Genomic DNA, 26347 nt, shown 5'->3' with positions numbered 1-26347 from the left:
GCATCCAAAAGCAATTGCTTTTGGATGCTTTAGTATCTCAATACAGTATGACGTTCAATTTTTTAACGTTCTATGAATTGCCGAAAAATCCACAGGGCGTATCATTCCTCAGGCATCAGGATTACCTTTATATAGGCATCTTCTTTCAGGTATTCTCTGGCTGCATTTTGTATATCTTTAGCTGCCAGCTTTTTCATTTGCTCCTCATATTCATAGAAGGTATCCAGATCAGTACCATTAAAATAATAGGACTTCAAAGCGCTTATCCAGAATTTATTTTCTTTTAAACGGTCTTTTCGGTCCCTCTTTTGAGTTTCTGTGATCTTGGTAAGGTCTTCTGCTGATATTCCATCCTCTTTGATCTTATCGATTTCATCAAATACAGCTTTAACGAGCTCATCAACGTTTTCCGGGCCACATGAGAAACTGACTACAAATGAATAATTTTCATAGGGATATTTAGAAGCACTACCTTGGGCATTGACTCCATATACACCGGACTTGTCCTCTCTTAATACTTCTATTAACCGATTCGTGAGGTGTTCTCCCAGAGATCGTAAATGATAGTTTTCTTTTTTTGCATAGGTTTTCTCACCTGTAAACACAACTGTGACATCACTCTTTTGATCTGTACCTTTATTCAGAACTTTATTTACTACTCCCTTCGGAGGCCTCACGCCCAAATCTCTCCATTCTTCTTTTGATCCGATAGAAGGTAAGCTACCCAAATAAGCCTCCAACAACGGCACAAGCTTTTCCTGATCAAAGCTGCCGACAAAAAAGAAGGTAAAATCTGCGGCATCTTGAAAACGTTCTTTATAGATCTCATGGGCTCTGTTGAAATCTATCTTTTCCAGGTCTTCCGGCGTAGGGAACCTTTCCCCTCTCGGGTGATCATCCGTCATTATTTTACTAAGTTGATCGGTATAGAAAAACTGGGGGTTGGCCATCAGGTTCTGCAACAACATAGCATTTTTAGACTTGAAGGATTCAAAAGACTCCCGATCTTTCCGGGGAGAAGTGAAATAAAGGTGCACCAATTGAAGCATAATTTCGATATCCTCCGGCGAGGTACTTCCGCTCACTCCCTCTGATAACCTGTTAATATAGGGGCCTGCATTTACTGTTTTACCAGAGAGTACCTTACGGATATCAGTAGGTGATAAGTCTTTCACTCCGCCCTCAGCGATTACGCTGGCTGCATTGGCAGCAGTTTGCTCATCAGTTAACTCATAAAGTGATTCACCCCCGTAGCTAAAGGCCTCCATGAATATTTCGTCGTTTTTAAAATCAGTGGATTTAAGTACTACTTTCAACCCATTAGACAGTATTAATTCGGTGGCCTCTACTGTTTTTAATGTTTTAGTCTCTGTCACCTTGCCAGGCTGAGGCTGCGCTTCCATTAATGACGTAGGTATTAGCTTGTCTTCATAAGGTTCGATGTGGGCCAAAGTAGCTTCTCTTATCATTTTATTGACTTGTTCCTCGGTAGGCATGGTTATACCTTCTTTTTCCGGGCCAGTGATCACCACTACACGGTTGGTTTTACCTATCCATTGCTTTCCTAACTGGTTTACCTCATTAAGTGAGATCGAGGGCAACACATCTTTATAGAAATTATATTCAAAATCAATTCCGGGTATCGGTTCAGCTGATAAAAAATTTCTGATATACTCATCTGCATAGTCTTCAGATTCTGTTTTATCTGCTTCTTTCATCGCTTTTTCCAGGCTATTGATCACAATCTTTTTGAATCTTTCCAATTCACCTTTCGTAAATCCAAAACGTTTGGCACGCTCATTTTCTATGACCAATGTCATAAGCCCTTTTTTGATACCATCAGCACCCACCACAGCAAATGAGGTATAATTATCTTTGGTCCTGACCATACTACCAAAACCGGTATTAGCATAAATAAACGGTGGTTCTGCTGCACGCTTCAGTTCATCCAGACGTTGGTTGAGCATACCTGTATATAATAAATAGGTCATATCACGCTTAAAATCTGCCAATGTTTCAGTAGGCTTATTGTCTTTCTTATACACCAGTTGTATCCTGGTAAAAGCTGCTTCCTTATCCGTAACTACACTGGTTAGTGTCTCATCATGATCAGGAACTTTATAAAAAGTCCTTTCTTTTGGTTTTTTCGGGTTAGTAAGTCTGCCAAAGCGTTCTTTTATCTTTTGCTCCATAACATCCGGATCAATATCTCCCACAGCGATTACAGCCATCAAATTCGGACGATACCAGTCTTTATAAAACTGACGCAAGGTGTTATACTTGAAAGTTTCCAGCGTTTCTTTCGTACCAATAGGCAGACGATCTGCATAACGCGAATCTTTAAACATTACCGGGAACCATTGATCTCTCATCCGCTGGTCGGCCCCCTGACCTAACCTCCACTCTTCAATGACTACTCCACGTTCTTTGTCAATCTCTTCCTCATCCAACAGCATATTCTGAGCCCAATCTTCCAATACTGTTAAACCTTTATTGAGGATCTCTTCATCATCTGAAGGTATTGGCAGGATATATACAGTCTCGTCAAAGCTGGTGTAAGCATTCAGATCTGCTCCAAACTTCACACCGACGGACTGGAGGTAATTCACCAGCTCATTCTTTTCAAAATTCTTAGTACCATTAAACGCCATGTGCTCCAGAAAATGTGCTAATCCACGTTGACTTTCATCTTCGAGCATAGACCCTGCATCCAACACTAATCGTAACTCCACTTTGTTTTCAGGCTTAGCATTTTTACGGATGTAGTACGTAAGACCGTTATCAAGTTTTCCTATGCGGACATTACTATCAACAGGAAGTGGTATATTAAGATCAAGCTCTACAGCAATTTTCTGCGCCTGTATAGAGGTAATGAAAAAGGAAAAAAAGAGGATACATAATATACGGATCGTTCTCATGGCAGGTGTTGGTTTAAATTTGACTTTCATGTTAAGGCGCTCGAAAATAGCAACTTAGCATACTGGAATACAAGAAAACCAGAAGTAATTTACAATGTTATGATGTAATAAGGGAATCAGAGTTTTCCTTGGAAACCGGTACATCAGGCGCTGAACTTTTTACATCCTCTTTATGCTTAAAATACCTCTTTTGGAATATCAATATCAATACCACACCTATAAAAATAGATGAATCCGCAATATTGAAGACAGGGCTAAAAAACAGAAAATAATCTCCCCCTATCACCGGGACCCATTCAGGATAATAGCCATCAAACAAAGGAAAGAAAAGCATATCTATCACTTGTCCATGAAACCAGGGTGTCGGTGAATCCGCTGGCGCGTTGTCCAGAAACACTCCGTAAAAAGTACTGTCGATGACGTTACCTACTGCTCCCCCCAATATGAGACCCATACACCATAAAAGGCCCGTTTTCGCATTTTGTCGGTATAGGTAAATGATGTAATAACCAATACCTACCATAGCTCCAAGCCTGAATAGTGTAAGTAATAGTTTGCCAAATTCATGACTCCACTTAAGGCCAAATGCCATACCCGGATTAAGCAAGTAATGAAGTTTGAACCAGTCCCCAATAACTTCTATCTCACCTGCTGTGCCCATGTCCATATTGTAATACACCAGAAGTTTGGAGGTTTGGTCGATTACAATTACTCCTAATGCCAACAGAAAATATTTATATAACTTCACGAATACTAGGCTTCTATCTTTACTTTCAATTTATGCTCATCCATTTCCAGAAGAATACCGTCCGCGAGCTGGTCCGGTATTTCCAGGGAAAGGGCCTGGGTTTCCTGACAAATATATTCCTTATTTGCCTTTAATGCGGCGTTAACGAGTTCTGTATTTTTTTCGATGTTGATCGTGATACGATCTTGTACCTCCAGCCCCATATCTTTACGCATGTTTTGCACCCTGTTTACCAGATCACGGGCTATCCCTTCTTTCTTCAGCTCTTCAGAAATAGTTACGTCCAATGCCACCGTAAGCCTTCCTTCTGAAGCAACCGACCAACCGGGAATGTCCTGATAGGTTACCTCGACGTCTTCAAGGGTTAGTACTATCTCTCCCGAAGCGATCTGTATAGCAAGTTTTTCTTCTTTCTCCAAAATGGCTATCTGGTCTTCACTAAACGTATTGATGACGGACGTTATTTCCTTTAACTTAGGCCCGTACTGCTGTCCCAGCTTACGAAAGTTAGGCTTAATGTTTTTTACCAATACACCAGATTGATCATCCACAAATTCTATTTGCTTGATATTTACCTCAGACAGGATCAGGTCTTCCACCGCTTCTACCTGGGCTTTAAAATGATCATTAAGTACAGGTACCAAAATCTTTGATAATGGCTGACGTACTTTGATCATATGTTTTTTGCGAAGTGAATGCACTAATGATGAAATATTTTGTGCCGAAGCCATCCGCTCCTCTAACTCCTGATCAATAATAGCACGATCGGGTTCAGGAAAATCTGTTAAATGAACAGACACCTGTTCTTCTAGGTTTGTCACAGTATTCAGGTCATGATAAAGCTGGTCCGTATAAAAAGGCGCTATCGGTGAACTTAACTTGGCAATAGTCATCAAACAGGTATACAAGGTCTGGTAGGCAGCTTCTTTATCTTCATTGTATTCTCCCTTCCAGAAACGTTTTCTGTTCAAACGTACATACCAGTTGCTAAGATCATCGATGGTAAAGTCTTGTATCAATCGGGCTGCTCGGGTAGGTTCATAGTCTTCAAAGGCCGTTCCTACTTTTTCTACCACAGTATTTAATTTAGAAAGTATCCATCGGTCACTTTCTGTTCTTTTGGCCATAGCTATGTTTTCCCCGGAATAATCGAACCCATCCAGGTTAGCATACAGGGCAAAGAAAGAATAGGTATTATGTAATGTTCCAAAAAACCGGCGCTGTACCTCTACAATACCGTCAACATTAAATTTGAGGTTGTCCCAGGGGTTAGCATTGGATATCATATACCAACGTGTGGCATCCGGACCGTGCTTAGCCAGGGTTTTAAAAGGGTCCACCGCATTGCCCAGTCGCTTGGACATCTTATTCCCGTTCTTATCCAGTACCAGCCCGTTGGCAATTACATTTTTGAATGCCACACTATCATGTAACATAACGCCCAGGGCATGGAGTGTAAAAAACCAACCTCTGGTTTGATCCACGCCTTCCGCTATAAAATCAGCCGGGAAGTTTGATTCAAATATGTCTTTATTCTCGAAAGGATAATGCCACTGGGCATAAGGCATAGCCCCGGAATCAAACCAAACATCTACCAGATCCGGCTCACGGTACATTTTCTTACCTGTGGCACTCACCAACACGACATCATCTACAAATGGTCGATGAAGGTCAAAATCCTTGGGTAGTGGCTCCATCATAAAGCCAGCTTCAATAGACAGTTGCACTTCATCATTAAGTTCCTTCAAAGAACCAACACATTTCAGCTCACTCCCATCTTCTGACACCCATATAGGCAATGGAGTGCCCCAAAAACGTGAACGGGAAAGGTTCCAGTCCACCAGGTTTTCCAGCCAGTTGCCAAAACGACCGGTGCCAGTCGAGCCAGGTTTCCAGTTAATGGTATTATTCAACTCCACTAGTCTATCTTTCAGAGCTGTAGTTTTGATGAACCACGAATCCAAAGGATAATAAAGTATAGGCTTGTCCGTTCTCCAGCAGTGTGGATACGAGTGTTCATATTTTTCGACTTTAAAGGCCCGGTTTTCCTCTTTGAGCTTAATGGCTATTAGTACATCCAGTGACTTTTCAGGAGCATCCTCACTCGCGTAGTATTCGTTTTTCACATACATCCCGGCAAAGTCTGTGATCTCTTTCACATACCTGCCCTGCTTGTCAACAATAGGCATATCATTGCCCTCCTCATCTTTTACCAGGATAGGAACAATACCTGCCTGTTGAGCAACGCGCTGGTCATCGGCACCAAAAGTGGGCGAAATATGCACAATACCTGTGCCATCCTCAGTACTGACAAAATCACCGGGAATCACCTTAAAGGCCGGGCCATCCGGTTTTACATAGGGCAGTAATTGTTCATATTCGACCCCTACCAGATCTGCCCCTTTTATTTCATCAATTACCTGATAAGGGATGATCTTATCGCCTTCTTTGTATTCTGTAAAATTGGCTTTAGCAGATTTTTCATTGAAGTAAGAACCCAGTCTGTCTTTCGCAAGGATCACCCGGATCTCCTCAAATGTATATGCATTAAATGTTTTTACTCTGACGTAATCTATCTTCTCTCCAACAGCTAATGCACTGTTTCCTGCCAACGTCCAGGGTGTAGTGGTCCAGGCCAGGAAAAACTCGTTGGTACTATCTTTTCTCTTGAACTGGGCCGTGATAGTAGTGTCTTTCACATCATGATAAGTGCCTGGCTGGTTAAGTTCATGAGAACTTAACCCGGTACCTGCCGCAGGCGAATAGGGTTGTATCGTATACCCTTTATATAATAAACCCTTATCAAAGAGCTGCTTTAACAGTTGCCATAACGACTCTACATAATCACGGTCAAAGGTCACATAAGGATCATCCAGGTCTACCCAATATCCCATCTTCAAGGTAAGGTCATCCCACTGGTCCTTAAATTTCATTACCGTTTCCCGACATCTTTGATTATACTCTTCTACCGAGATCTTTTCCCCTATATCTTCTTTGGTAATACCGAGTTCTTTTTCTACCTGAAGCTCCACAGGCAGGCCATGGGTATCCCATCCGCCTTTCCTTTTTACCTGGAAGCCTTTGAGTGTTTTATACCTGCAAAAAATATCTTTGACTGCACGGGCCATTACATGATGAATACCCGGGGTACCGTTAGCCGACGGAGGCCCTTCATAAAAAGTGAAGGTTGGTTGTCCTTCCCTTGTATCTACTGACTTTTCAAAAATCTTATGTTCCTCCCAAAAACTAAGCACGTTCTTAGCTACCTCTGCGTAATTGAGCCCTTTGTACTCTTTGTATTTCATCGCTACTCGTATACCTCCTTATGTATATAAATTGCCATTCATCTGGCTTCTACTCTTCTATCTTTTATGAATTAACTTCACCGGTTACATCTTCCGGATCAGGTGCCACGCGAATTTGCGTAAGATCTATCTCCTCATCTTCATCCTCTATATAAAAACCATCGTCATAATGTTCGATCAATGGGTGCATGTCTTCCCGGCGCTTGCCATCATCAAATGTCATTAATAGTGATGGCAATAAGATCAGGTTAGTGATCATGGCTATTAACAGTGTAATGGAAGTCAAAATTCCCAGCGCCACCGTACCGCCAAAACTTGAGCCGGCAAAGATCACAAAGCCAGCAAAAAGTATGATAGATGTATACATCATACTTGCACCGGTCTCTCGCAAACTCTTGCTTACTGCCAAAGGCACAAAAAAACGGTTGGCAAAGAGTTCCTGGCGGTATTTCGCCAGAAAATGGATTGAGTCATCCACAGAGATCCCAAATACTATGCTGAAAATGAGTGCAGTACTGGGTTTGAGGTGAATTCCGGCAAATCCCATGATACCTGCAGTAATAATGAGTGGAATTATATTAGGAACCAGTGAGATCACGATCATTCTGAAATTTGCAAACAGCACTGACATGATGACAGAAATAATAATAAAAGCGAGTAAAAGGCTAAATTGAAGGTTTTCTATTAAGAATTTATTCCCCTTTACAAATAGTGGCGTAGTACCGGTAATACTCAATGAAAGATTACTTTCTCCAAATAATGTATCAATTTTGGGTTGAATCACCTGGTTAATAAGTGAATCCATTTTGTGAGAACCTACATCGGCCACTTGCATGGAAAGACGCATCTTCTGCATGGTGGAGTCAACAAAAGAATTGAACAGCCCAGAACTGTCCGTCTGATTTCTCATATAACGGAGGATAAAATTACTCTCTCGCTTATTAGGTATCTGATACCTTTCGGGATTATTCCCATAATAGGCCTGCCTGGCAGCTTTGACAAAACTCACCAGGGAAACCGGTTCAGAGATATCTCTTTGTTCTGTCAAAAACTTTTCAAATTGATCGAGTTTTCTCAGGTTTTTTACATCTATGGCACCTCTCCTTTTGTCAGTATCTACTACGATCTCCAATGGCATGATCCCGCTAAAATGGTCCTCAAAAAAATCCAGGTCCTTTTTAACATCACTATCGGCCGGGATATCATCCACCATGTAGGCTACTGTTTCAATCTTGTACATACCGATGACGGATATCGCTATTAACAGACCCGTAAAGGTATAAATGAAAATACGGTGCCTGTGTACGAGTAAGTCCATCCAGGTAAGCGCTGTATCAAGTATTTTGAAGCGCAGGTGTTTCAATTGTTGACCACCTGGTGATGGCAGCCATGAAAAAACAGCCGGTATGAGTACAATACTCACTACAAAAGTGGCCATGATATTAATACCTGCTATGATACCAAACTCTTTAAGGATTACGATATCTGTGGTAGCAAGTACGAGAAAGCCTATAGCTGTGGTGAAATTAGTGATCAGAGTTACCAACCCGATCTTCCTTACCACTCTGCTGATCGCCATCATTTTGTTACCATGGCTTTCAAACTCCTGATGGTATTTATTGAGCAGATAAACACTGTTAGGAATACCTATAACTACAATCACCGGAGGTATCAGCCCTGTAAGTAGCGTTATTTTGTATCCAAATAATACCAGTGAGCCCAACACCCATACCACTACTACACCAATAATGGTAAGTGGGAATACCACAGCATCCCAGGTACGGAAGAACAGAAAAAGTATCAGACCAGTCACTACTACAGAAAGAATCAGGAATATCTGCATTTCTTTTTTTACTCCACCGGAAACTACTGACCTTACAAAAGGTAATCCCGCATAATGCAGCTTAATTTGCATGGCTTCCTCAAAGACTGCCCCTACATCCTGGATGTCTTGCGTAAGACGAAGTCGATCTACCGAATTAAGTACTTTCTTATTGATAAAAATGAGTAAAACGGTAGCTCCATTATTTTCATTGACCAGGCGACCTGTGTAAAACCGCTGGTCCAGCGCTACCTGTAATAGACTATCAAATTCTTGCTTTGTCGAGGGGGTGGACGTAAAAACGGGTTCAAACACAAACTTACCTTCTACCGTATCTTTTTTTAACCTTTTGATCAGTGGGAGAGAAAGGACATTATTTACCCCTTTTATTTCGCTAATGCGTAGGCTAAGCTCCCTGAGTTGGTCAAATTTCTCTTTCGTGTAAACACTGCTATCCTTTAACCCAATGGCCATAAGATTACCATCTTCTCCAAAAAGTTCTTTGAAAGCCTGGAAAACGACCATATCAGGGTCATCCGTAGGTACGGTACTGCTGAAGTTAAAGCTCATCTCCACGTCCTGAGCTTTATAGCCCATGAATGCAGTGATCCCCGCCAGTAGTAAGACGAGTAACAGACGGTTTTTTATAATTATATGGGAGAGTTTAGTCCACATGGGTGAAATTAATCCACAAAGGTAATGATTTTACCCTGAATGTATAATGGGTATGAGATGAACACATTGACGTTGTAATCATAGTTCCAGGCTTTAAAATCTACTAAGAATTAGGAAGAGAAATACCTTTAATTTTTCGATACAATGAGATAGCATGCCTGTCTGTCAAACCTGATACAAAGTCCACACAATTCATGATAACCGCATAAGTATTTCCTTTTTGTGTCTCGATGTCCTTTAGCGTTTCTGAAGGGAGTAATCGGAGTGCTGCTTTATGCCGTTTAAGCCCTTTTTCGTTTATATTTTGCGCTATAACCGCCTCCACCAAAGTATCAAGAAGACCCGGCAATACTTCAAAGCCTGCAATCTCAGTTTCAATGACCTGCCTGGAACGATATATCTTTTCTACTGAAAGAGCAATGACTTCCTGCAACGTATTAGCTGCGGGTATGCTATCGGTAAGAGCCCTGTCAAAACCACCCTGAAGTAAATCATATTCTTTATCCAGAAAGTGCGTTGTACATTGTTGCACCAGCTCTCCAATGGCAATAGCACGTAGCGTACCTATTTGTTCATTTACACTATCCATTTTTTTGAGCTTCTCCGGCCTGAATTTATCTCCAAGGATGCCAGCAAATAATTCTACCGCATCTTCATAACTAACCAAGCCCATCCGACAACCGTCCTCCAGGTCTATCAAATGATAGCAAATATCATCTGCAGCTTCCACTAAAAATGCCAACGGATGCCTGCACCATGAGTAATTCTCATGTTTGTTAAGTCCAAGTTGGTCTGCTATGGTCTCAAAGATCTGTCGTTCGCTTTGAAAAAAACCATATTTCTTCTGACTACACCTGGATTTTATCTGTTCTTTTATGATAGACTGCCTTGGGTATTTACTAAATGCAGCTAATGTAGCAAAGGTCAGCTTCAACCCCTGGTATCGCTCTTTGTTTAATATCCTAAATCCCTGGGCATTACCTTCGAAATGTGTTAGATCCGCCCACTCAAGTTCATTAACATGCTTTTTATATTCTTTTCCGGGACCTGAAATAAAAAATTCAGAGATAGCATCTTCACCGGAATGTCCAAACGGCGGGTTCCCGATATCATGTGTTAATGAAGCTGCAGCCACAATAGCGCCAAAATCGTGAACCGAATAGCCGGATGCTAACACCGGATGACGTTCCAGCACTACCTGGCCTACTTTTTTTCCCAGTGATCGTCCAACACTAGATACTTCCAGGCTATGGGTAAGCCTGGTATGAACAAAATCATCTTCCGGCAATGGATGTACTTGCGTTTTATCCTGAAGCCTACGGAAAGGATGAGAGAAAATAATACGGTCATAGTCTTGCTCAAAAGCACTACGCCCTTTTTCTATGCCTTGTCGCTTTTCCCCAAGGCGCTGGTCGGATAGTAGTTGTTCCCAGTTCACGATGCCAATTTATATAGTTTTATAGGATCCTGATTAAGCAAATTTTTCAAAGTAATATACAAATCCGGGATAGCCTCATAAAGTTCCTGTGGATTCTCAAAGAAATATTCCAGCGCCACTGCAAAAAATTCGTATTGATTAGTCCCTGCATAATTCCGCAAAAAATGACCATTGCCCTCTCTTATTTTAGGTATCTCGCGTCTTGTGATCTCGTTCAATATTTCAAGTGCTTCAAAGTCTAAGAAGTCATAATCCTTATTTTTTATCCTATTTTCGAAGTGAATGGCATGGGCCATCTCATGAATACCCAGATTAAGGGAATCTTTCAGATCCGCATACCCTTTCACAAAACTATTCCAGGAAAGTATGATGACACCGGCACGGGGATTAACTTCTCCCTGGTGATAACGTTTACCGATATGAGAATAGTACGAATCAAGATAAACCAATATCTTATCAAAATTAGCCAGATAAACACCAGGTAATCCAAAAACCAGTTGAATGGCTGATGATGAGATCAACACTCTCATTTCATCCGTAACTATTTCAAATCCCCGGGGAATGAATTTTTTGGAATACATGAAGTGTTGCACCCGTTTTTCGAATTGCTTTTTATTAAAATCAGAAAGCAAGTTGTAATAAGCGCTATACTTTTTTAAAATGGAAAGATGCTCGTTGGCAATAGGTTTATTGCTCATTAACCAGGCCAAAACTTGTTCATATACAATTACGAAAACGTCATAAAACAATTTTACAACTGCAATTACCAGTCCTATCAATAGTAGGGCAAGTAAGACGTACCCGAACATCTATAATTTCTGGAGTAACGTATTGATGGATACCAGTCCTTCTATTCTATTTGTAAGCTCGCTTATCGGTATTCTTTCCTGCTTAGTCGTATCTCTGTCCCTAAGTGTTACCGAATGGTCTTGAAGGGTATCATGATCTATAGTAACACAGTATGGTGTACCTATAGCGTCTTGCCTTCTATACCTTCTGCCTATTGCATCTTTCTCATCGTATTGGCAGTTAAAATGAAATTTAAGCGTCTCTAAGATCTCCCTTGCTTTTTCTGAAAGGCCATCTTTCTTGACCAACGGAAGCACGGCTACTTTTACCGGTGCAAGTGCAGGAGGTATCTTAAGGACCACGCGTTCACTCCCATCTTCCAGGGTTTCATTCTTATACGATGCAGACATTATTGCCAGGAACATTCGATCCAGACCTATGGATGTTTCAATCACATAGGGCACATAATTCTGATTTTCCTGTGGGTCAAAAAACTGTAACTTCTTTCCCGAGTGTTCTTCATGAGCTTTAAGGTCAAAATCTGTACGACTATGTATACCTTCCAGCTCTTTAAACCCCATAGGGAAGTTAAACTCTATGTCACAAGCGGCATTGGCATAGTGTGCCAGGTTAAGATGATCATGAAAACGGTAGTTATCTTCTCCCAGACCTAATATTTTGTGCCATTGGATACGTTTTTCCTTCCAATGGTCATACCATTTCATTTCTTCCCCTGGTTTGACAAAAAACTGCATCTCCATCTGTTCAAACTCACGCATACGGAAGATAAATTGCCGGGCAATAATTTCATTCCTAAACGCCTTACCTATCTGAGCTATACCAAACGGGATTTTCATTCTTCCCGTCTTTTGTACATTCAGAAAGTTGACGAAAATACCTTGTGCGGTTTCAGGGCGTAAATATATAGTATTAGCTCCTTCTGCCAGTGAACCCAATTCAGTAGAAAACATAAGATTGAACTGACGCACTTCGGTCCAGTTTTTGGACCCGGATACCGGACAAGCAATGCCCAGATCTTCGATGAGCGTTTTCAACTCATTCAACTGTTCTGTTTCCATCGCTGATTTCATCCGATCATTGATGGATTTAATCTGCGCATTGTATTCTATCACCCTCCCGTTTGTAGCCAGAAATTGTGTTTCATCAAAGCTATCACCAAAGCGTTTGGCAGCTTTTTGTACTTCTTTTTTGATTTTACCCTCTATTTTGGCTATGTATTCTTCAATCAAAACATCAGCACGATATCTTTTTTTCGAGTCTTTATTATCAATTAAAGGGTCGTTAAATGCATCAACATGCCCGGAAGCTTTCCAGGTGGTGGGGTGCATAAAAATAGCAGCGTCAATACCCACAATATTTTCATGCATTTGAACCATGGCTTTCCACCAAAAGTTCTTGATATTATTCTTTAACTCAGAGCCATACTGACCGTAATCATAGGCGGCACCCAAGCCATCGTATATCTCACTGGATGGAAACACAAACCCATACTCCTTGGCATGGGCTACGATTTTCTTTAATAAATTATCGTCTTGATTAGCCATAGCGCGCAAAGATAGTGGAATTTGTACGTTATGCTATGTCATGTTTGGATTTGCTGACCTCTTCTGTGGGAAGCTTTAAAATAAAGGTAGCACCTTCTCCCAAACTAGAGACAACTTCAAGGTCGCCCCCAATTTTTTTAACCATTTCCCGGGCAATATAAAGTCCTAAACCAGATCCCTCGGATTTTTCGGTAGCTCTAAAAAACATATCGAATACCCGTCCTATTAAATCCGCAGTTATGCCCATTCCATTATCTTCCACCCTTATCTCCGTCATCAGGTCGTTTTTAGTTGCCTTGATACATATGTAGGGATCTGACTTTTTTAGGTCGTGGTATTTAATCGCATTATTGATCAGATTGTTCAGGACGATCTTTAACCTACCTTCGTCTATCACCATATGAAAATCCCTGGCGAAATGCTTTACGATCCTTATTGAATTCCGTTGGTCAAAATACTCGAGATTGGCTGTTATATCGTCTATCAGCTCATTTAGTTCTATTTTCTTGGGTTTTGTAGTCAGTCTTGAATTTCGGGAGTAATCAATGATATCTTCTATAAACGAATTGAGCGTATGAACACGTTGTTTCATCATGACGAAACAATCTCGTATTTCCTGATCATCATGGGCAAGCTCTGCTATATGGATTAATCCTAATATAGAGCTAAGCGGTGCCTTTAAATCATGGGAAGTGCTGTAGACAAACCGATCTAATTCAGCATTTGTTTTTTCAAGTAAATCGTTCTGTTCCTGGATCCGTTTTTCGGCGTGTTTTCTTTCATTAATATTCAATATGGTGCCCACCATTCGATGAGCCTTTCCACTTTCATCCCACTCGGCCTGTCCCGTACCCAGTACCCATATGTACTCTCCCCATCTGGACCTTAACCTACATTCCAATCGGAACGGTTCCCTGTTTTTGAGATGGTTGCGCATCCTTCTCTTAAATTTAGGAAAATCATCTGGATGCAAATTGTCCCATAACATATCTATGGTAAGGTGACTTAGGTCCTCAGGGTCATATTCTAACAACTCTGCCAGCAGAGCCGAAACCTGTATTTGTCCATTGTTACTATTCCAATCCCAAATCCCTGCATCTGACCCTTTGATCGCCAGGTCAAAACGACTTCGGCTTTCATGAAGCTCTTTTGTAGCCAACTTTAGACGGTTATTGAAATCATAATTGATCTTCATTAAATAAAATACTATGAGCATTGAACATATCAGCCCAACGATGTTATTAACAATAAAGGTCGATTTAATATATTCTTCCGAAAAGGAGATAGGAGCTATAAACTGAGGATCAAAGATGTGATGTACTACAAGCAACAGAATAACATATCCGCAAATTGAGAAAGCGTAATATCGTTTTTTATATCCGAATACCGCCAATGCATAAACACAGAATACAATAAAAAAAACATGCAATCCGGTGGCATACTTCTCTACGGTCAGCATCACAAACAAAACAGTAACAACAGGTATCACAAAAACGAATTTACCTAACACTATTCGTCCTGTTCTCATCAAAAAGAGTGAAACAAGGGCTGAAAAGAGAATAATTAAGTAAAATGGAATGTAGATAAAATTACCGGAATGCAACTCCCACAGAATATATCCTATACACACTATAACCCCCAATAATGTGAATAGTCCTGCCATCGTTACTCGCTGACGTTCAGGAGCCGTAATTGTATGACTTATACTTTCAATCAAAAAAAAGCGCTCTATAGACATGACAATATCAAGACGTATTTTTATCGAATAGTAATGTCATTTTTTCCAAGCTTTCATTTGAACCTACCATGGTGACCCAATCACCCTTACGAAGACGAGTATAACCGTGTGATATAATCATCTGACCGCGCCTTCTTATGGACAAAATGATTATGTCAGCCGGAAATTTGATCTCACGTAATGGCAAACCGTGCAAATTCGGGTTGAGCACCTCCAAATCGATCGTATCCTGGCCTTCCTGCATCCCCAGCAAAAGCGATGTAGCTTGTGGAGATCTTACAAAATGGTCCATAAGACTAACAATGGCTGTAGATGGGTCTACGACTAACGCTCCTAACTTATGAAATTTTTCGAAATTGTAGTGGTGATTCAATCGAACTACAACATCTTTAGTTCCAATATGTTGGTAGATAGTTTCACATAACTCAAGGTTTTCTTCATCCGTGAGCATAAGCACAATGGCCTCTGCCTTTGAAGCATCCATAGTCTCCAGCGATTGTAATGAAAGGTCAGGCATAGTTTGAATAGTACAGTTGGGATACTCGGATTTATCTATTAACTGCTTTCGCGTGGCAATTTTTGCTACCCATCCATGCTCATTCAATTGGCGTGCAAGCGCTACGGACTGGCTTTCCAGGCCTATAATAATAGCGTCACGAATACCGTCAAAGTCCGGGACCTCATGCCGCTCACGTCCTTCACCTACTATATTGATCGACCACTTAAACAATGGTGGCCCTACAATCTGGTTCAATACTATCACCGCTATTATCAAGGTAGACATCTCCAATCCCCATTCAGGGAAGGCATTGGCTACGATAGTGGCAAGCCCTAACCCTACGCCCGCCTGTGTAATGTAAGGCATCCATCCTATTCGATTGAACAAGGGTGGGTCCCCGGCCAGAGAGCCTCCTACAAATGCACCTATAATCATACTGATCAATCGAATACCAAAAAAAACCAACGCTATCGGCCAGACTTTTAATAACAGATCCAATGACATGGTAGCACCGGTAAGTGTGAAAAATGCCACATAAATACCCGGGCCTACATCTTCAATGATCCTGATGAATTCATATCGGTATTTGGAATAATTTGTAACAAAAAAGCTACCTATTATACATATCAAAAGTGGTTCTATCAAAAACTCTTTACCCGTCAATTCATTTGAATAATCTTTAATGAAATAATAGAGTAAATAAACGAGGTAGCCGATTCCAAGTATGTAGAAGGTCTTGGCATAATTGTGAATCTTAAAGGATAAGATCAATGTTAATATTCGCCCTAACAGAATTCCAAGTAAAAATGATGCCGTGAGCTCAAGAATAAGAATTATCAGAAACCAAAAATCAAGGGCTGTATCTTTCACAAGCACATTAGCCAATGACATATTGATGGCAAATAATACAATGACAAGAAAATCCTTCAACACGGTAACCCCCATAGCCGTTTGTGTAAATGGACCTTTGGCCCTCATTTCGTTGATTACAGCAATGGCCGAAGCAGGTGATCGGGCTACAAAAATTGTGGCTACCAGTATGGATACGGCTACTTTACTCTTGGTATCCATGCCGTCCATAAAATGAATGTAGTCGGACAGTACAAAGACCATAATAGAGCTCATAACAAAGGTGACAACGAGCTGCCCAAAAGTCATCCACTTTATACTTTTCAACCTATCCCTCAGGTCCTTCAGGTATAGCTCTGCCGCAGCGGCAAAGGCAATAAATGCCAATGAAATGTCATTTATAAAATAAAGGCTCTCTCTTGATATATTTGGTATAAGCCCTATGAAAAAGGGGCCTGATAGTATCCCAATGATCAACAGGCCTGTAATAATCGGAAGTTTGATCTTCTGAAATTGCCTGGCTATTTGATTAGCACCAATGGCTACAATAACAAATCCCGATAGTAATAATAAAAGAGTTTTTGGGTCTTCCACAAGCTGAAGTTTCTGGTGACGTATCTAAAGAATAATGGATTAAAATTAGCTTAAAGGAGTGACTTGGCCTTTTCCCAATAAACATCCATCTCTGCCAGGGACATGTCAGCAATGGATTTTCCGTCCTTTTCGGATTCGGATTCGAGATATTGAAATCTTTTAATGAATTTTTTATTTGTGCGCTCAAGGGCCTCTTCAGGGTTGATATCCAGAAAACGGGCATAGTTGATCAGTGAAAACAAGAGGTCACCAAATTCTGATTGCACTTTTTCTTTATCAAAATGGGCTTCTTTTTCCACGTTGAATTCCTGCTTGAATTCCTTCATTTCTTCCTCTACCTTCTCCCAAACCTGCTCTTTTTTCTCCCAGTCAAACCCTACTCCACGTGCCTTTTCCTGGATGCGCATCGCTTTAACCAAAGCAGGTAAAGATCTGGGAACTCCCCCTAACACAGATGCATTAGTTCTGCCATTTTCCTTTAGTTTTATTCTCTCCCAATTCCTTTTCACAGCCTCTTCATCTTTGGCATCTACATCACCATAAATATGAGGATGACGTTCTACCAGCTTATCACATACTGCATTTAACACATCCGACGTATCAAAATACTCTTTCTCAGAAGCTATACGAGCATAAAAAACATTATGTAGCATTAAATCTCCAAGCTCTTTCTTGATCTCCTCATAATCTGCCTCAATAATGGCATCGCTCAGTTCATAAGTCTCCTCTATTGTCAAATGACGTAATGATTCCATAGTCTGCTTTTTATCCCAGGGGCAGTTTTCCCTGAGCTCGTCCATAATGGTAAGCAAGCGGTCAAAAGCTTCCAGTTTGGCTTTTCGATTCGTATCCGGGATTGATTTTACTTCATTCATTTGCAGTCAGCTTATTTAAGAGAAACTTTGACGTCCTGGTCGGTGTTTTATCCTTGATTAGTTAAATTTGTGAAAAATTATTTAGAAGATGGCTACTTTACTTTTAGGGATTGGATTAATAGCATTGTTTTTTGGGTTAATGTCGGTTAGACTCATCTTTGTAAAAAACGGCCAATTTAAGGGTACGTGCGCATCGCAAAGCCCTTACCTCAATAAAGAAGGCGCTACCTGTGGTTACTGCGGAAAGAAAGTGGGTGAAAACTCAGAATGTGGTAATCCGGAATCAGAAGTAAATAAAGTCATGTCTAAATTTTCTTAGTGCCCTAAAGCACATTATCAGCGCTATATAATTATATTAAACGAGCCTGCCTCGTCTTTTTCAGGCCGACTGAGGTGGCACTGATACGCTGTTTTTCTTAACTTTACAATAACTTAATTTTTTAAAGCATTGACCTTAATTAAATCTATATCAGGAATACGCGGCACCATTGGTGGTAATGTTGGCGAAGGACTTACCCCGATTGATATCGTCAAATTCGCTGCTGCCTTTGGCACCTGGACAAAAAGCAGGTCAGAGAAAAAAAAGATTGTCATTGGCAGAGATGCCAGGATATCCGGAAAAATGGTAAGTGACCTGGTCTCCAATACACTTATAGGTTTAGGCATAGATGTTGTGGATTTGGGGCTCTCAACCACCCCCACCGTAGAAATAGCTGTACCCCTGGAAAAAGCAGCTGGTGGCATCATATTAACAGCAAGTCATAACCCTGTACAGTGGAATGCACTAAAATTACTCAATGAAAGTGGCGAATTTATTTCAGGGGATGACGGTGCAGAGGTATTAGAAATTGCCGAAAAAGCAAGCTTTGACTTTTCAGAAGTACTTCATCTCGGCACCTATACTGAAAACGATACTTATATTGATAAGCACATCGAACTCATAAAAAAGCTACCTCTGGTGGATGTGGATGCCATTCATAAAAGCAAATTTAAGGTAGTGATAGACGGTGTTAATTCATCGGGAGGTGTTGTACTTCCCAAATTATTGGAAGCATTGGGCATCGAAGAGGTAAAAAAGCTTAACTCATCTCCCACAGGACACTTTGCACATAATCCCGAGCCTCTACCAGAAAACCTGACCGGTATTTGTTCTGAAATTGAAAAAGGTAAGTATGACCTGGGGATTGTAGTAGACCCTGATGTTGACAGATTGGCATTGATACAGGAAAACGGTGCTCCTTTCGGTGAAGAATATACATTAGTGGCAGTAGCAGACTACATACTTTCTCATCATAACGGAAACACCGTGTCCAACCTTTCCTCATCCATAGCTCTCAAAGTAGTCGCTGAAAAGCGCGGGGGATCTTATACCTCAGCTGCCGTAGGCGAGGTAAATGTTGTCAATGAAATGAAAGCTACTAATGCCGTTATAGGTGGTGAAGGGAATGGTGGGGTGATTTATCCCGAATTACATTACGGTCGTGATGCTTTAGTAGGAATAGCCTTATTCTTAACACATCTTGCTCAATCTGGTTTAAGCGTTTCTCAGCTCAGGGCTAAGTACCCTAACTATCACATTTCCAAGAAAAAGATTGAGCTTACACCCGATATTGACGTGGACGGTATTCTGACAGAAATCAAACATAAGTACTCAAAAGAAAATGTTAATACCATTGATGGTGTGAAAATTACTTTTGACAATGAGTGGGTACATCTGCGTAAATCTAATACCGAACCTATTATTCGTATTTATTCAGAATCTGAATCAGAAGCTACCGCAGAGCATCTGGCAAATAAGATCATTGCCGACATTAAAGAGATCATCAGCGAAAAGGCATGAATAAAAAGAATATCTATTTAGATAATGCAGCTACCACGGCTATCGACCCTGAGGTTTTCGAGGCCATGATTCCCTTTTTTAAGGAACATTACGGAAACCCTTCTTCTACCCATTCCCATGGCAGGCAGGTAAGATCAGCCATTGAATATGCCCGCAAATCTGTTGCTGAACTCCTTAATGTTACTCCCGGTGAAATATTTTTCACCTCGGGGGGAACAGAAGCGGATAATGCACTCATTATTTGCAGTGTAGAAACACATGGTTTGACTCATGTCATTTCTTCCAGAATCGAACATCACGCCGTACTTCATACATTAGAAAACCTTGAACGTTCCGGGAAAGTAAAATTGAGCTTTGTAGATCTGGATGAAAAAGGCCACATCATTCCCTACCACCTGGAAGAATTGTTAAAAAAGAATCCCAGGTCTTTGGTATCTCTAATGCACGCTAATAACGAGATAGGTAATATTAATGACCTTGATTTGATCGGTGGTTTATGTCAACATTATAACGCTGTTTTTCACTCGGATACCGTGCAAACTATGGGGCACTATCGCCACAACCTGAGAGACATGAAAGTACACTGTGTCACAGCTGCGGCACATAAATTTCATGGCCCCAAAGGTGCAGGGTTCATGTATGTCAAAAAAGGTAATTCTATTGTTCCTTTCATACATGGAGGTGCACAGGAGCGCGACATGCGGGGAGGTACGGAAAATGTTTATGGGATCATCGGTACCGCAAAAGCATTTGAAATTGCTTACCGAGACATGGAGGAACATCAGAAGTATATCCAGGGTCTTAAGGACCGGATGATCACAAAGCTAACGGAAAGTATTCCGGAAATTGGCTTTAATGGTGACTCTACCAATGCTGCGAAAAGCCTTTACACTGTACTCAACGTCTGTTTACCAGAATCCAGTGACAATGACATGTTATTATTTACATTAGACATTAACGGCATATCGGCATCAGGAGGAAGTGCATGTTCAAGCGGTGCCAGTNTTTTTATCGATAATCATACTGGGCATATAATCTATCTCTACCCTACAAAGAGATAAGATTATACTTCAAATGTCAAGTGGGTTTTCGATATACAAAATTTCCGAAATCACCCCGAAATCATTGCTTATTGAACGTATGGACACTTTTTGGAAATCAACGTGTCAAACTCGGGTGACTCTACCAATGCTGCGAAAAGCCTTTACACTGTACTCAACGTCTGTTTACCAGAATCCAGTGACAATGACATGTTATTATTTACATTAGACATTAACGGCATATCGGCATCAGGAGGAAGTGCATGTTCAAGCGGTGCCAGTACAGCTTCTCACGTACTTTCTGCATTGGAAACCAACCCTGATCGTGGGGCGGTACGTTTTTCATTTAGTAAATATAATACCGAGGAAGATATAGATTACGCTGTCGAAACACTAGCAGAATTCTACAAAGTAGAGGTATAAAAAGCCTTCACATTAACGTACCGTGATACCAGGCTAGGCCTTCAGCACCAAGTCTTTTAAGCATGAGATCCAAAGTGGGTGATCATTCAGGCTTTCTACCAATTGAATTTTTTCACCACCATTTTCTTCGAAAATCTCTTGATATTCATCCCCTATTTCGATAATCGTTTCCAGGCAGTCTGCTGTAAATGCAGGGGAAAATACCAGTAGTTTTTTGGCCCCTTCCTTACCTTTCTGTTCCACCACCTTATCTGAAAAAGGCTCTAACCATTTTTTGTCCAACCTGGACTGAAAGCACACGGTATAATCTGCATCCTTTAACCCTAATTTTTTGGCGATCAACCGCGTAGTAGCATAACAGGTGGCCTTATAACAATATTTATTTTCTTCCGTTATTTCATGCTCACAATCACGATCCGTACACAATCCATCATCATATACTTTATCCACATGCCGCTCTGGCAATCCGTGATAAGAAAAAAGAATATGATCGTAATCTGTTAACGTGTATTTTGAAGCCCTATCGACAATAGCTGCGATCAGGTCCGGATGATCATAGTATTGTCCTGCAAATTTTATTTCAGGGATCACCCACCATTTTTTAAGCTCATCCATCACTAATTCGTACGCCGAGCCTGTGGTAGCTGAGGCATACTGTGGAAACATGGTGAGTACAATGATCTTTTGAAAATTCTTCTTTTGCATCTCCTCCATTACCGCGCGGATATTGGGGTTTTTATAACGCATGGCCAAAAACACTTCATATTCATCTGACAGTTCTTCAGCCAAAAGGTCACTTGCGCGTTTGCTATAGTGGAGTAAAGGAGAACCTTGATCTGTCCACAATTCTTTATAAACCTTCGCTGATTTTGGTGCGCGAAAAGGCACGATAATCAAATTAACCAGCATTAACCTTAAAAGCTTTGGGATGTCTATGACCCTTGGGTCGTTCAAAAACTCTGAGAGGTATGAACGTACATCACTTACGGAAGGGCTGTCTGGCGTCCCTAAATTTATCAGTAAAACCCCCGTTTTTCCTTTAATTGATTCCATCGAAAATTGTTAACAAGTCGCAAAGGTAATGGTTACCAACAGCTATCCAAGCGAACCATTTACTGACAGGGATAAATTCTTTCGCGCGTCAAATATTTGCTTGTAGAATTACTGCCGAATAAGCTGCAAAACGTATAAACCTGGAGCACGCAATCAACAGGAATTTGCTGAATTTGTAATTCGTGGCACCTACCACCATACAGATAGCTGAAAAAGGTATAGGTGTAACAGCTCCTATTACTATGAGAATCCCTCCAAACCTTTTAAGCAGGTTTTTATACCTTAGAACATATTTTTCAAGAAATTGCTGCATCCACTTAATTTTAACAGCATGCCTCCCAATAAAATACCCAGTCACTCCGGCAAAAAAGGAAATGCCGGAAAGTAATAAAATATTTAAGAAATAGGTATTGAAGATACCATGTTTAATTGACCATATCATAAAAAGCTCCGGTGGAATAATTCCAAGAACGACTTCTGAAATAATAAACACCAGGTATACAGCAAAAGGCCATTTACCTACATAATCAATGAATCCGTCAAATGGGGTATATAACTGCAATAGTATATACAGAATAACGATCAGTGCCAGAATTAGTAGACCTCTGAATAAATTCTTTAGAAGAAACTTTATTCTATAATTTAAAAAATCCATATGCTATTGCATAGGAGCTCTTTTGAATGGTTTAGTTTCATCAAATAGCTTCCTGTAAGTGATATGGGTTTTTACGATATCTCCTCCAACTTGTTCCACTACACGGATCATCTTAGGGTTAAAATCTCCTATCCAGTTCATTTCAAGATCATCATAACGAGGATAGTCTTTTTGCACCATCTGAGCAGTGGCCAATACCAGGGCCCCCTCCACTCCTTTGCCCTGATGTTCCGGAGCTATGCCAAATACAAGCCCTAACATTTTATTACAGCTCTTTCTCCATTTATGCCATAGAAATTTAAGCTTACCAATAAGATCCATTTTACCATTGACGTATTTAAATATTTGATTCACCTCTGGCAGATTAATGTAAAAGGCAATAGGCTCATCATGATAATAGCCAAACCAGACGATTTTCTCGTCCAGAATGGGCTTCATCTGCTTCATGATGTTTTTGGCTTGTAAACTTGACATTTGGGCTACTCCCTTATGCCTGGCCCAGGCCTTGTTATACACAATCCTGAAATGCTCCGTATATTCATCCAACTTACTTTTTTCCATATGGCGGAAGTTGTAAGCAGTATTCCCCTGTAAAATATTCTCTCCTTTTTCCATAAGCTTAGCAGAAAAAGGGGCTCTTACCTTACGGCCAAATGTGAACTGTTTAAAATAGGTCTGAAAACCATAAGCCTCAAAAAGCTCCTGATAATATAGAAAATTATAATTACAGTTGTAGTTAGGTTCAATGTCAAAACCATCTACTAAAAGCCCCCACCACTTATCCCGCTCTCCAAAATTTACTGGTCCATCCATCGCTTCAATTCCCCTGGCTGTGAGCCACTCCTTAGCAGTATCAAAAAGTTTGAATGCGGCATCTTTATCCTTCTCACATTCAAAGAACCCTACACCTCCCGTGGGTTGATCATTGTCCTTATTGATGGTTTTTTTATTGATAAAGGCCGCAATACGACCTATGGTACGCCCGGCATCGTTTTGAAGGAGCCATCTGACACACTCACCATGTCTGAAGGCTTTATTTTTCTTAGTATCAAATACGGACTCTATGTCTTTATCCAACGGCCGTATCCAGTTAGCTTCGTTTTTATAAAGTCTTACCGGTAGTTTGATAAACTCCCGGATCAACTTTTCGCTATTTACTTCCAGAATTTTCATGTTGCGCAATGATACGCGTTATATCTATTTTAGCTTACCCATTGGTTGTTTTATGGGCTAAAATATTCGATTATTTCATATTGGGAAGTACTATTTTAAAAGTAGTACCCTCTCCAAGTATACTGGAAATATCTATTCTTCCACCTAACTTATCTATTGCATTTCTCACAATATACAAACCTATACCTGAGCCTTCGGAATGTGCCGTCGCTCTGTAAAACATGTCAAATATTTTAGGTAATGTAGCATCTGCAATACCAATACCATTGTCTTCGATGGTTAGTATAAGATCAGAATCCTTTGATTGGACATCAATTCTGATGATCGGCTGATCCTTTTTGGGATCAAGATACTTGACAGCATTGGAAATCAGGTTTCTGAAAATCTCACTTATTCGCCACTGATCACTATAGAAATCATTGGGTTCAATGTTGATTTCCCTATGTACCTTTTCCATCCAGGGCATATAACTTAAGTCTTGAAAACATCCGTAAATGATCCTTTCAAAATCAATTTTTGATGCTTCCAACTCCAATTTCAGGTTCTTGGAGTGGCTTAGTACATCATTAATAAAGCTATCAAGCTGCTGGATCCTGTTTTCAATCAGATTAATGTACCTTCTAAGCTCTTCTTGTGAAGACTCTATTCTGGTCACGTTTATCAGTCCCAAAATAGAGGAGAGTGGCGCTCTTAGATCGTGAGACACTTTGTAAACAAAGTTATCCAGTTCTTCATTTCTTATTTGCAGTTCCTGTTCTACATGCTTAAGGTCTGTGATGTTTACGTAAATGCCATAGATACCAATTGTCTCATTATTTAATGAAACAGATACTCCGTAGATAATCACGGGAACTAGTGTCCCGTTTCGGTGTTTCCTGAAGGATTCAATAACACATACTTCATCCTTAGCAGTCATCAAATTCACATCCAGCGCCTGCTCCTCGTACCCTTCAGGCACTATGATTTTATTTAATTCTTTACCCACAATATCATCGTGTGAATAACCAAAGATATCTGTAAACCCTTGGTTCAACTGGATTACATTATAATTATGGTCTAATAAAACAATGCCGAAGGGTGAATTTTTAAAGAGTTGAGTAAACAGCCTGTCATTATGACGGGACTGCTGTTCTGCCAGTTTCCGCTCTGTTACATCCAGCAACATACCATACCTGATATTCTTATCACTACCGGCTGTATTAGACCTGCCTTCAATCCATTTTGTTTTACCTTCCACCAAAAAACGGCCTTGCCATTCCCATTGGCTACCATTTCTGGCCGCATCATCGGAAGTAATATTAAAATTTAACACATCATCAGGATGTACCATATCGTGCATGATCTTCGGCCGACTCAATATTTCTTCAGGGGAGTATCCAAACATTTCGTTACATCCCTGACTGATATATTTAAAGTAAGGTTTCTCATTTTTGAACTCATATTCGTATATAACTCCCGGAAGACCCATAGTAAGCATCTGAAACTTAAGATGATTGTCCGTAAGGATTTCTTCAGCCTGCATTTGAAAGGTGATATCTAAAAGGACCAACGCCACTTCTTCAATGACTCCAAATCGGTTTTTAACAGGGAAAATATGACCTTTTATATGTTTAGTTACATCCAAACCAAATTCAGCCAATGCTGCCGTACGACTGGGGTTATAGCTAACAGGTGGTATGCTGGATGTTTCTCCACGAAAACCCTTTTCTATAAAGGGCATGAGTCCCAGTTCTTCAAACTGTTCATCACACAGAATGTTATACTTACTTTTCAACATTAATTTACCTGTATCACCTGAAGCACCCCAGATGTTTCTATAGGTACGATTAAAATACTTTGGTGTACCGTCAGGGCGATATATGGCAGTAGGAATAGGAGACTCTCTGACGATAGGCTTGTAGCGGCTGTATTCATCATCAACTATATCTTCTTCTAATGGATGGAATAATACCATACATTTGAATTTTGATGTTGACTTAGAAAGTATGGGAGTGTAAGAACATATAAATCGTTGAAAGCCGTCAAAAGATAAAGGATATGTAGTGACACCTCCTTTGCCATTTAAGGCACGTGTTACTTTAGCCACAAAATCTTCATCAAAAAACTTGTTAGGAATGGATGAGAGCGTTCTTCCCACAGCTTGTTCATGAGGGTAGTGGGTGATATTTTCCATGGCTGTATTCCAAGTTACGACCTCCAGGCTTTCATTCACAACAAAGGCTGGCTCATTGCTCATCTGAAAGGAAAAATCATTTATGTCTACATTCATTCAGCAAAAAGTGATTAGCAATTTAACCTAAAAATGGATAAACAGATACACTTTCTGTTTATCGGGGAATTAAAAAGAC

The 26347-nt window shown here is 40.4% G+C and carries 18 protein-coding genes; 4 read left to right on the top strand and 14 right to left on the bottom strand.

Going from position 1 to position 26347, the window contains the following annotated elements:
- Positions 1 to 101 precede the first annotated feature (101 nt).
- The 10 genes from FNH22_RS20270 to mazG all read right to left on the bottom strand — a co-directional run bounded on the left by FNH22_RS20270 (position 102) and on the right by mazG (position 17815).
- Positions 102 to 2918, bottom strand: a complete 2817-nt coding sequence (locus FNH22_RS20270; RefSeq protein WP_143400265.1) for a pitrilysin family protein — start codon at positions 2916 to 2918, stop codon at positions 102 to 104.
- A gap of 97 nt (positions 2919 to 3015) precedes the next feature.
- Positions 3016 to 3666, bottom strand: a complete 651-nt coding sequence (locus FNH22_RS20265; RefSeq protein ID WP_143400264.1) for a lipoprotein signal peptidase — start codon at positions 3664 to 3666, stop codon at positions 3016 to 3018.
- Positions 3667 to 3671: 5 nt separating this feature from the next.
- The gene (gene ileS, locus FNH22_RS20260) at positions 3672 to 6971 is read right to left on the bottom strand and encodes an isoleucine--tRNA ligase (RefSeq protein WP_143400263.1); all 3300 of its coding nucleotides are present in this window, start codon (positions 6969 to 6971) and stop codon (positions 3672 to 3674) included.
- Positions 6972 to 7035: 64 nt separating this feature from the next.
- The gene (locus FNH22_RS20255) at positions 7036 to 9468 is read right to left on the bottom strand and encodes an RND family transporter (RefSeq protein ID WP_143400262.1); all 2433 of its coding nucleotides are present in this window, start codon (positions 9466 to 9468) and stop codon (positions 7036 to 7038) included.
- 103 nt (positions 9469 to 9571) lie between these two features.
- Positions 9572 to 10906 (bottom strand): deoxyguanosinetriphosphate triphosphohydrolase, encoded by a 1335-nt coding sequence (locus FNH22_RS20250; protein WP_143400261.1) that lies wholly within the window; start codon positions 10904 to 10906, stop codon positions 9572 to 9574.
- Positions 10903 to 11604 carry a zinc-dependent peptidase gene (locus FNH22_RS20245; protein WP_143400260.1) on the bottom strand — a complete coding sequence of 234 codons (702 nt, stop codon included), beginning with the start codon at positions 11602 to 11604 and terminating at the stop codon, positions 10903 to 10905. The genes FNH22_RS20250 and FNH22_RS20245 overlap by 4 nt, the downstream gene beginning before the upstream one ends.
- A 111-nt stretch (positions 11605 to 11715) precedes the next feature.
- Positions 11716 to 13260, bottom strand: a complete 1545-nt coding sequence (locus FNH22_RS20240) for a glycine--tRNA ligase (RefSeq protein WP_143400259.1) — start codon at positions 13258 to 13260, stop codon at positions 11716 to 11718.
- 28 nt (positions 13261 to 13288) lie between these two features.
- Complete coding sequence (locus FNH22_RS20235) at positions 13289 to 14998, bottom strand: ATP-binding protein (RefSeq protein ID WP_143400258.1); 1710 nt, start codon at positions 14996 to 14998, stop codon at positions 13289 to 13291.
- 7 nt (positions 14999 to 15005) lie between these two features.
- Positions 15006 to 16940 (bottom strand): cation:proton antiporter, encoded by a 1935-nt coding sequence (locus FNH22_RS20230; RefSeq protein WP_143400257.1) that lies wholly within the window; start codon positions 16938 to 16940, stop codon positions 15006 to 15008.
- 50 nt (positions 16941 to 16990) lie between these two features.
- Complete coding sequence (mazG, locus tag FNH22_RS20225) at positions 16991 to 17815, bottom strand: nucleoside triphosphate pyrophosphohydrolase (RefSeq protein WP_143400256.1); 825 nt, start codon at positions 17813 to 17815, stop codon at positions 16991 to 16993.
- An 88-nt stretch (positions 17816 to 17903) separates the two neighbouring features.
- On the opposite strand from mazG, the gene FNH22_RS20220 reads away from it, so the two are divergent.
- From FNH22_RS20220 to FNH22_RS20205, 4 genes are all read left to right on the top strand, one after another.
- The gene (locus FNH22_RS20220; RefSeq protein ID WP_143400255.1) at positions 17904 to 18134 is read left to right on the top strand and encodes a hypothetical protein; all 231 of its coding nucleotides are present in this window, start codon (positions 17904 to 17906) and stop codon (positions 18132 to 18134) included.
- Between the two features lie 129 nt (positions 18135 to 18263).
- Positions 18264 to 19655: a phosphoglucosamine mutase gene (glmM, locus tag FNH22_RS20215; protein ID WP_143400254.1), complete on the top strand. Its 1392-nt coding sequence runs from the start codon at positions 18264 to 18266 to the stop codon at positions 19653 to 19655.
- On the top strand, positions 19652 to 20716 hold the full coding sequence (locus FNH22_RS20210) for a cysteine desulfurase family protein (protein WP_143400253.1): 1065 nt from the start codon (positions 19652 to 19654) through the stop codon (positions 20714 to 20716). Before glmM ends, FNH22_RS20210 begins: the two co-directional genes overlap by 4 nt.
- A gap of 90 nt (positions 20717 to 20806) precedes the next feature.
- The gene (locus tag FNH22_RS20205; protein WP_143400252.1) at positions 20807 to 21118 is read left to right on the top strand and encodes an aminotransferase class V-fold PLP-dependent enzyme; all 312 of its coding nucleotides are present in this window, start codon (positions 20807 to 20809) and stop codon (positions 21116 to 21118) included.
- Positions 21119 to 21151: 33 nt separating this feature from the next.
- Here the strand turns inward: FNH22_RS20205 and hemH are convergent, their stop codons facing one another.
- The 4 genes from hemH to FNH22_RS20185 form a co-directional block, all read right to left on the bottom strand.
- On the bottom strand, positions 21152 to 22171 hold the full coding sequence (gene hemH, locus FNH22_RS20200) for a ferrochelatase (RefSeq protein ID WP_143400251.1): 1020 nt from the start codon (positions 22169 to 22171) through the stop codon (positions 21152 to 21154).
- A gap of 88 nt (positions 22172 to 22259) precedes the next feature.
- The gene (locus FNH22_RS20195; protein ID WP_143400250.1) at positions 22260 to 22826 is read right to left on the bottom strand and encodes a YqaA family protein; all 567 of its coding nucleotides are present in this window, start codon (positions 22824 to 22826) and stop codon (positions 22260 to 22262) included.
- Between the two features lie 3 nt (positions 22827 to 22829).
- Positions 22830 to 23999, bottom strand: a complete 1170-nt coding sequence (locus tag FNH22_RS20190; RefSeq protein ID WP_143400249.1) for a hypothetical protein — start codon at positions 23997 to 23999, stop codon at positions 22830 to 22832.
- Positions 24000 to 24069: 70 nt separating this feature from the next.
- Entirely contained in the window at positions 24070 to 26268 is a 2199-nt protein-coding gene (locus FNH22_RS20185) for a PAS domain S-box protein (RefSeq protein ID WP_143400248.1), read from the bottom strand.
- Positions 26269 to 26347 lie beyond the last annotated feature (79 nt).

This window comes from Fulvivirga sp. M361 (assembly GCF_007097395.1).
Lineage (GTDB): Bacteria > Bacteroidota > Bacteroidia > Cytophagales > Cyclobacteriaceae > Fulvivirga.
This window is presented reverse-complemented; position numbering and strand designations above follow the sequence as displayed.